Annotated in this window: 11 protein-coding genes; 10 read left to right on the forward strand and 1 reads right to left on the reverse strand. The window is 47.3% G+C overall.

Features of this window, described 5'->3' with window-relative positions; genetic code table 11:
• Window positions 1–161 precede the first annotated feature (161 nt).
• The 8 genes from B4F99_RS06470 (at window position 162) to B4F99_RS06505 (ending at window position 5,408) form a co-directional block, all read left to right on the forward strand.
• On the forward strand, window positions 162–587 hold the full coding sequence (locus tag B4F99_RS06470) for a DMT family transporter (RefSeq protein WP_214856320.1): 426 nt from the start codon (window positions 162–164) through the stop codon (window positions 585–587).
• Window positions 588–599: 12 nt separating this feature from the next.
• On the forward strand, window positions 600–1,262 hold the full coding sequence (locus tag B4F99_RS06475; protein WP_290756094.1) for a Crp/Fnr family transcriptional regulator: 663 nt from the start codon (window positions 600–602) through the stop codon (window positions 1,260–1,262).
• Between the two features lie 12 nt (window positions 1,263–1,274).
• On the forward strand, window positions 1,275–1,745 hold the full coding sequence (locus B4F99_RS06480) for a DMT family transporter (RefSeq protein WP_290756096.1): 471 nt from the start codon (window positions 1,275–1,277) through the stop codon (window positions 1,743–1,745).
• A 2-nt stretch (window positions 1,746–1,747) separates the two neighbouring features.
• On the forward strand, window positions 1,748–2,449 hold the full coding sequence (locus B4F99_RS06485) for a YjjG family noncanonical pyrimidine nucleotidase (RefSeq protein WP_290756098.1): 702 nt from the start codon (window positions 1,748–1,750) through the stop codon (window positions 2,447–2,449).
• A gap of 107 nt (window positions 2,450–2,556) precedes the next feature.
• Entirely contained in the window at window positions 2,557–2,994 is a 438-nt protein-coding gene (locus tag B4F99_RS06490) for a GNAT family N-acetyltransferase (RefSeq protein ID WP_290756100.1), read from the forward strand.
• Between the two features lie 87 nt (window positions 2,995–3,081).
• Window positions 3,082–3,564, forward strand: coding sequence for a GNAT family N-acetyltransferase (locus tag B4F99_RS06495; protein WP_290756102.1), 483 nt, complete (start codon window positions 3,082–3,084; stop codon window positions 3,562–3,564).
• Window positions 3,565–3,661: 97 nt separating this feature from the next.
• Window positions 3,662–4,729: a YcjF family protein gene (locus tag B4F99_RS06500; protein WP_290756104.1), complete on the forward strand. Its 1,068-nt coding sequence runs from the start codon at window positions 3,662–3,664 to the stop codon at window positions 4,727–4,729.
• Window positions 4,730–4,769: 40 nt separating this feature from the next.
• Entirely contained in the window at window positions 4,770–5,408 is a 639-nt protein-coding gene (locus B4F99_RS06505) for a peroxiredoxin-like family protein (protein WP_290756106.1), read from the forward strand.
• 81 nt (window positions 5,409–5,489) lie between these two features.
• On the opposite strand, the gene B4F99_RS06510 is transcribed toward B4F99_RS06505, so the two are convergent.
• Window positions 5,490–6,608 (reverse strand): glycosyltransferase family 4 protein, encoded by a 1,119-nt coding sequence (locus B4F99_RS06510; protein ID WP_290756108.1) that lies wholly within the window; start codon window positions 6,606–6,608, stop codon window positions 5,490–5,492.
• A gap of 193 nt (window positions 6,609–6,801) precedes the next feature.
• On the opposite strand from B4F99_RS06510, the gene B4F99_RS06515 reads away from it, so the two are divergent.
• Both B4F99_RS06515 and B4F99_RS06520 read left to right on the forward strand, forming a co-directional pair.
• A complete protein-coding gene (locus B4F99_RS06515; RefSeq protein WP_056064528.1) occupies window positions 6,802–7,644 on the forward strand; it encodes a KPN_02809 family neutral zinc metallopeptidase in 843 nt (280 codons plus the stop codon).
• 83 nt (window positions 7,645–7,727) lie between these two features.
• Complete coding sequence (locus B4F99_RS06520) at window positions 7,728–7,913, forward strand: hypothetical protein (protein WP_290756110.1); 186 nt, start codon at window positions 7,728–7,730, stop codon at window positions 7,911–7,913.
• The last annotated feature ends 26 nt before the right edge of the window (window positions 7,914–7,939 follow it).

A 7,939-nucleotide genomic window follows, 5' to 3' on the forward strand; every position in this document is an offset into this window, starting at 1 on the left:
TTTTTTTGAGTCAGCCCCTTTTGATACACTTGGAGTTGTATGAAATTCTATTTACTCATCATGATTTCTAAACTTCTGAACATCTCAGGACAAATGTCCTGTTCAAATCAGAAAGACTCTCGTTAAATGAGAGTATCATGGAACGAGAGAGGAGTATGCACATGCGTGGTGTCTTATTTGCGATTGCTGGTGGCTTTTTCTTAACGCTTCAAAGTGTTGCCAATGCCCGGATTAGTCAAACGATCGGGACGTGGCAAGCGGCAACGATCACACAGATGACCGGGTTCATCGTTGCGATCCTCTTAGCGATCGTCTTACGGGATCGCAGTTTTTCGGCGATGCGACGTGTCAAACCGCTTTATCTGGCAGGAGGTGCCTTTGCAGCGATCATATTATTCAGCAACATGACGGCTGTCCACCGGATGGGCGTGACCTTGACGATTTCGCTCTTTTTATTGGCGCAATTAGCGCTTGCACTCTGGATTGACGGAAGAGGCTGGTTTGGTGTCATGAAACGTCGACTGCGGGGACCGCAGATCATCGGCATCTTGATGATGATTGCGGGGATCTTCATCTTAAAAAGCTAAGGAGGAGAAAGCGTGACGAACATTGTAACCTACTTGGAACGGTATCAGTTAACGCATGTCTTTGATGCATCGTTACGCAAAGCGATGCACATCCAGACGTTCGCACCGGGTGAGACCTTATGTCGGCAAGGCGATGTTGCGCATGAACTCTACCTGCTCGTCGAAGGAAAATTGAAGATCACGCATATGTCGGCAACGGGGAAACGTCTCGTGTTGTCCTTCAAGCATCCGTTTGATCTCGTCGGCGATATTGAGTTCGTCCGAAAGATTGATTTGATGAACACGGTCGAGGCAGTGACATCAGTGACCGTCTTACGGATCGCTTATCCGGATTTAGAAGAGGCACGTGTACATCATTCTGCCTTTTTATTATTTTTACTCGAGACGATCACGAAAAAGTTTGAATTAAAATCGCATACGCTCAGCTTCAATTTGTTGTACCCGGTTGAAGTTCGGCTAGCCAGTTATTTGCTGTCGATGACACCTAATACGGATGCTTTTGCGAGTAAGGAACTCGTCGATGCAGCAGATTTGATCGGGACGAGCTACCGTCATGTCAACCGTGTCTTACGTCAGTTCGTCGACGATGGGTTGATTCGCCGAACGCAGCATACGATTGAGATCATTGATCGAGACGGATTGATGGAACGAGTCGGAGAAAGCATTTACGAATGAAAGAGGTGCAACATGGTTACGGGAATCATCCTTGCCCTTTGTGGGGGTATGCTCGTTTGTATTCAAAATACGTTTAACGCAAAAGTCAAAGAACATGTCGGTGCTTGGGCGACGACGACGCTAGTCCTTGGACTCGGGTTCCTCGCTTCACTGATGATTGGTTTGATCGTCGAAGGGTCACAATTGTTTGCACTCGAACAGGCGCAAACTTGGTTTTGGTTCAGTGGGATCATCGGTGTCGGTGTCGTCCTCTGTGTGACGCAAGGCGTTCAACAACTCGGACCGAGTCGAGCGATTTCAATCGTCATGGTATCACAAATCCTGTTTGCCTTGCTGTGGGATACGCTCGGTTGGTTCGGTTTACAGACCGTTCCGTTTACGTGGACGAAAGCACTCGGTGTCCTATTGATTGGTGGCGGAGTTCTGTTATTTCAACTAGGCGGCAAAACAACGACTGCACAACGCTTACGAAAAGGAGCTTGAATATGTTTTATAAAACAGTATTATTCGATATTGACCATACACTACTTGATTTTGAAGCGACGGAACGGATTGCCTTTAGACGTCTGCTTGAGCAACAAGATCTAACGTGGACGACTGAGCGAGAAGCGCGCTACAAGGAAATCAATCACGCACTCTGGAGAGCACTCGAACGGGGTGAAGTGACACGGGAGGAAGTCATTCACTCGCGATTCGTGACGTTCTTTGCGGAAGAAGGACGAGAAGTCAACGGACGAGAAGTTGACGAAACGTATCGCGGATACCTCGCGCAAGGGACGGAATTGATTCCGGGTGCGACTGCCCTGTTAGAGCAACTAGAAGGGAACGTCGAGATGTACGTTGTCACGAACGGGATATCAAAGACGCAACGCGCGCGACTTGATGGCGCCGGATTAACGCACTTCTTTAAAGCGATTTTCGTTTCAGAGGAGACAGGTTTCCAAAAGCCGATGGCAGGCTTCTTCAATCATGTGTTTGCGCGGATTCCGCAATTCGACCCGGCGCGAACGATCATCGTCGGAGATTCCTTGTCAGCTGATATCGCAGGTGGGAACGAAGCCGGTATCGCAACATGTTGGTTTAATCCAGACGGAAAATCAGCGACGGATATCAAGCCGACGGTTACGATTACGTCGTTAGCCGAACTACCTGCGGTGCTTGAAAACGCAGCAGTCCTTCAACAATGAATTAAACCAACCGATAGGAGAGAGAAGGAAAGGGGGCGATCACCGTGCAACGATGTGATCAACAGACGCTGGAGGCAACTCCCGTCTAATTAAAAGGGGAAATGAACATGATTCAACTCGTACCGGTAACAGCAAAAAATTGGGAAGCTTGTTGTGAGCTGACGCTGACAGCAGAACAGCAGGACTTCATGGAAGCGAATGTCTATTCGATCGCGCAAGCGAAGTTCGAACCATGCCTTGTCCTTCGGGCGATTATGCTGGACGATACGGTTGTTGGTTTTGTGATGTACAACACGGAACTAGAAGAACTCAACGGTTACTGGATATACCGCATCATGATTGATCAGGCGCAGCAAGGGAACGGGATCGGGCGATTAGCGATGCAAGCCCTGATTGAAGAGATGCGAATGTTACCCGCAGCAAAACGAATCGTCGTCGGCTATCGACCAGATAATCAGGCGGCACACCGTCTGTATGCGAGTCTCGGCTTCATCGACCACGGGGATCGATTTGATCGGGAAATGGCAGTACGATTAGAAGTATAAAACTTGATGAACCGTCGATTAAACAGGAGACTCCTGACATGCTGTCGAACTAGAATCAGCATGTGAGCAACAAAGGAGTCTGATGAGATGAAAGTACGTCAAATGACAGCGGAAGATTACCCAGAAGTCGTTCGGATCTATGAACAAGGAATAAAGACGGAGAACGCGACGTTTCGCACGGAAGCATTACCGTACGAAGAATGGACGGGACATCACCATGAACACAGTCGTCTCGTTGCGATGGAAGACGAGCAACTGCTCGGTTGGGTCGCATTAAGTCCATTTTCTTCGATTCCAGCATACGCTGGTGTCGCTGAAATCAGTCTTTATATCGCGGAAGAAGCACGTGGTAAAGGTGTCGGCACACGCTTGATGGAAGACGTCATTCAAGCAAGTGAAGCAGCAGGCATCTGGACCCTGCAATCGCAAGTTTTTCCGGAAAATCATGCGAGTCTGCGCCTTCATGAACGTTTTAATTTTCGCAAAGTTGGTCGCAGGGAGCGAATTGGTCGGCTCGGAGGCAGATGGCGCGATACGGTATTGCTCGAGCGACGCAGCCCATATCTCTAAAATTCGGCAAGTGGACGCAATGTTCCCTTGCCTTCTTTGTGTTGAAAGCAAGGGATAACGGGAAAAGACAGACAGCAAAAGAAGGGGAGGGATCACGATGGATGATTTTTTTGGTGAAGGACTTGAGACCAATCAACAAAAGCGGAAACGCAAACTGGAGGAAATCTTTGATCAGTCGTTTGAATCGGAGCGACGGGATTTTAATCAATCGTTGGAGCAGGACGTGACGGTTGCTCTGATCGGAGATGTCAATGCGGGGAAATCCTCGACCTTGAACGCGATTCTTGGTCGTGAAGTGGCAACGGTCGGGGCGCGCCCGGGTGAAACGGTCCGGATTGATCAAGTAAGGCAGCACCCGGAAGATAAAGTCATCTTCGTCGATACACCGGGACTAAATGATGCCAATACACAGAACTCGGAAGCGACATGGACGTATTATCAAAGTGCCGATGTCATCCTTTATTTTTTAAATGCGGCAGGTACTGTCTTGTCTGAGACGGAGACGAAGAATTTCCAGAAAATCTATCAACATAACCAAAATGTCTTGATCGTTGTCACGAAGATGGATGCGACGGATGATGTCGACACGATCGTCCACCATATTGCAGAAAAACTACCAGGACCAAAAATCATTCCCGTATCAGCACGAGAAGGAACGAATATTGATCGGCTCCGCCGGGAGGTCCTCGATATCTTAAAAAAGTTCGACAAGGATAATGTGTTCGTTCGCCAGATGGATCCGACCGTTCGTGGGAAGATCGCCAACAATTGGATCGTGGGTGCTGGAACAGCTGCTGGTGCAATCGGTGCCGTCCCGTTTCCAGGAGCTGATATCATTCCGTTGACTTCAATTCAAATCGGCTTGATGCTCAAGTTATCAAATCTGTACGAACGGCAGTTATCCAAAGAGAGTGCGAAGGAGTTGCTTGTCGTGACGATCGTCGGAAACTCCGGAAAGACTGCTTTTCGGCAAATGGCGAAGCTAGTTCCGGGATATGGTGCCGTCATTGCCGCGGGAGTTGCTTCGACAGCGACCCTTGCACTCGGATACGGAACGAAATATGTCTATGAGAATAAGCTCGAATTAACACCGGAACAACTAATGGGGTTCGTCAAACGATTCCGAAAGAAGGCGGAGGAGTCGTCAGAAGAGACAAACGAGTAATCTCCTTGCTATTCCATACAGCAATGAAGGGGGAGAACATATGACACGACTACTCGAAGAAATCAAACAATATCAATCGAAATTCCGACAAAAGGCACCTGCTGAGAAACAACGGTTGATGGCGGAAGCGACAGCTGAACTTGCTGCTTCTGGGGTCGCTAAAGGGTTGGGTGTAGGAGACACAATCCCAAACTTTACGTTACCCGATGTATCTGGAGAGCTGGTCGCAATCGAGACGTTACTCGAGCAAGGTCCTGTCATCTTAACGTTCTATCGGGGTGGCTGGTGTCCGTACTGCAATATCGAGCTTCGCGCGTACGAACGGGAAATCGACCGAATCCGCGCTCAAAGAGCGACTGTCGTTGCGATTAGTCCGGAGACAGCTGATTTTACTGAGCAAACGGCGAGTAAGAATGCGTTAAGTTTCCCTGTCTTAAGTGACGTTGATTTGCACGTATCCCGTCAATTTGATTTGGTGTTCGACTTGCCAGATTATTTGATTGAGATTTACAAAGCATCGGGACTTGATGTAGCGAAGCACAATGGAAATGAGGATTGGCAGTTACCGAAACCGGCGACGTTCATCATAGATGTGGATGGTATGATTCGTTTCGCAGAAGTATCATCGGATTATACGAAACGCGTTGATCCAGAACATATCCTCCAAAACCTTGAATAGAATGAAAAGCAGAAAGGTTGACTTAGACGGTCTGGCTTCTCTCTACTTGTTGGGAGAAGTCAGACCGTTTGAAGTTTCCCTTTATTTTGTATCAAGAAGTACTCGTCTCAGCCATTCTTGAAATTTGAGATCGGTCTGTTGCCAGTCCATTGCCCGTGCAAAATGGTGAGCAGAGGTACGAATGGCTTCGTACTCCTCTGAATCTCGGAAACAAGCTCGCATTTCGGCAGCGAGTGCACCAGGTGTTTTGTTTTTAGCCATGTAGCCTGTCATGCCATACTGAACGGCGTCTCGGACACCAGGAGCATCATATACGATGGACGGTGTTCCGACAGCTGCCGCTTCAATTATAGGAAAACCTATGCCTTCGCGTATAGAAGGGAAGAGGAGAGCGGTGGCACGACTCATCATGCTGCGCGTTTCTGTTTCAGTGACTGAATCGTAGTATGTGATAGCATCCTTCACTTCTTTAGGAAGGGGAAGTGTAAGGAGTTGCAAAAGATGAGAGCTGTTACGGATACCAATCAGCCAGAGGCGTGTCTCAGGAAACTCACGTTGGACCATGAGGAATGCCCCAATCGCATCTTGAAGTTCTTTTTCGTTCAGACGGTTGATATATAGAAAGGTTGGAACATGTTCTTTTAACTCCCATTCCTGTTCAGACCATGAGGAAAAAGAAAGTCCTGGCGGCAACATCGTGATATGACTGTTAGTAAAACCAGCACTTTGCAGTTCATCTACAACAGAGGGGCTGATAGTCAAGGCATGACTATCTTTATACCAGCTTAACCGTCGAGTCTCTGTCCATTCGCCAAGCTTTGAAAAAGGAAACACAAGCGTCGTCGACCAACGTTCACGAATCAATTGATAAAGAAATAAAGTTCGTTTATGACGTGGAACATAAAATGGTGTGAAGAAATGAAACCCATTCAAATGATCCAGAACTAAATCAATCGTTTTAGCATAAGACCAGTAATAATAAAGTGCATATGGAATAAGAGAAGCTGTCGTACCATAACGGAGGTAAGTGATACCATCTCGATACTCCGTCGGTGATCCGCCCTTGAATGAGACGGACAAATGGGTAACTCGGTAGGTAGTACTGACACGCCGCAACATTTCATGAATAAAAATTTCAGCTTCTCCAGCTTGTGGATGTCGAGCATCACGCCAAGATAAAAAAAGTAGATGAGGTTTCATGTCGTACCTCCTTTGTGTAGAAAAAATTGGATCCGAAAGATTGGTTCTGCTACTAATCTTCTCTACAGTAGAAGGATATTCCTAGAAAATCCTTCAAATCAAATGACTTCTGTTTCATCTATGATGTGCTGAAGCGTTACGTATAAAAGCTTTTGGGTAAAGAACAATAACGAAACGGGTAGGAGGAAAACACATGAAATGGAAGGGAAGAGAACGAAGTTCAAACGTCGAGGACCGGCGAGGAATGGGTGGAAAAGGAATCGCCGGTATCGGCGGTGGTGTCGGAATCATCCTGCTGATCGTCATCACTTTGATGGGTGGGAATCCAACTGAACTACTCGGAGACTTAACCGGTGGGGATCAGCAAAATACGACGTATGAGGAAACAGCGCAGGAAAAAGAAGCAGCGGACTTCGTCTCCGTCGTCTTGGCCGATACGGAACGAGTCTGGACAAAAGAATTTAAAGAAGATGGTAAGACCTATAAAAAACCGACACTCGTCTTGTATACGGATCAAGTTAGTTCGGCTTGCGGACAAGCAGGGAAGTCCGTCGGTCCCTTTTACTGTCCCGGTGATCAGAAATTATACATTGATTTAAGCTTTTATGATGAACTGCAGACGAAATACGGAGCACCGGGCGATTTTGCGATGGCGTATGTCATTGCGCATGAAGTCGGGCATCATGTCCAGACGTTACTCGGAAAATCGGATGAGATCATGCCACTTCGAAAGCAAATGAGTGAGGAGAAGTTCAACAAGTACCTCGTTCGATTCGAGCTACAGGCAGATTATTATGCCGGCGTCTGGGCGCATCACGCGCAAGGCGAAAACTTGCTCGAAGAAGGCGATCTCGAAGAAGCGTTGACGGCAGCGAATGCTGTTGGGGACGATACGTTACAAGAGAAAGGACAAGGATATGTCGTACCGGAAAGTTTCACCCACGGCACATCGGCGCAACGGGAACGTTGGTTCCAAAAAGGCTTTGATAACGGCACGATCGAAGGTGGAGACACATTCAAAGCGAAGAATCTATAAAACGAAGTAAAGACATACCTTTTGAAACATTTTCCAGTCGTTTCCGTAAAGAAGAGAGAAGGATTCAAAGGGGAGTGTCGAAGTTGAAGCACATCAGTCTATTTTTGTTGCTGTATACGGCTGTCGTCGTATTGACGTACATCGTGTCAAGATTTGCACCGGACTTGTTGATCTACATGGTCTATTTCGCCATTGCGTCATTACTTGTCATCACGGTGCTATTTGTTGAAACGACTCGTACTGAAGCGCTAAATACCAAAAGAGGCTGACTTAAAAAAAGAATGACGCGTCTTTT

Origin of the sequence: Exiguobacterium sp. UBA3491 (assembly GCF_002377745.1) — a bacterium.
Lineage (GTDB): Bacteria > Bacillota > Bacilli > Exiguobacteriales > Exiguobacteriaceae > Exiguobacterium_A.

What these genes read in the sequence shown, in the direction of transcription:
- B4F99_RS06485 (WP_290756098.1), top strand. Translation starts at nt 1,748, where the DNA reads ATGTTTTATAAAACAGTATTATTCGATATTGACCATACACTACTTGAT.
- B4F99_RS06500 (WP_290756104.1), top strand. Translation starts at nt 3,662, where the DNA reads ATGGATGATTTTTTTGGTGAAGGACTTGAGACCAATCAACAAAAGCGG.
- B4F99_RS06505 (WP_290756106.1), top strand. Translation starts at nt 4,770, where the DNA reads ATGACACGACTACTCGAAGAAATCAAACAATATCAATCGAAATTCCGA.
- B4F99_RS06470 (WP_214856320.1), top strand. Translation starts at nt 162, where the DNA reads ATGCGTGGTGTCTTATTTGCGATTGCTGGTGGCTTTTTCTTAACGCTT.
- B4F99_RS06495 (WP_290756102.1), top strand. Translation starts at nt 3,082, where the DNA reads ATGAAAGTACGTCAAATGACAGCGGAAGATTACCCAGAAGTCGTTCGG.
- B4F99_RS06515 (WP_056064528.1), top strand. Translation starts at nt 6,802, where the DNA reads ATGAAATGGAAGGGAAGAGAACGAAGTTCAAACGTCGAGGACCGGCGA.
- B4F99_RS06490 (WP_290756100.1), top strand. Translation starts at nt 2,557, where the DNA reads ATGATTCAACTCGTACCGGTAACAGCAAAAAATTGGGAAGCTTGTTGT.
- B4F99_RS06480 (WP_290756096.1), top strand. Translation starts at nt 1,275, where the DNA reads ATGGTTACGGGAATCATCCTTGCCCTTTGTGGGGGTATGCTCGTTTGT.
- B4F99_RS06510 (WP_290756108.1), bottom strand. Translation starts at nt 6,608, where the DNA reads ATGAAACCTCATCTACTTTTTTTATCTTGGCGTGATGCTCGACATCCA.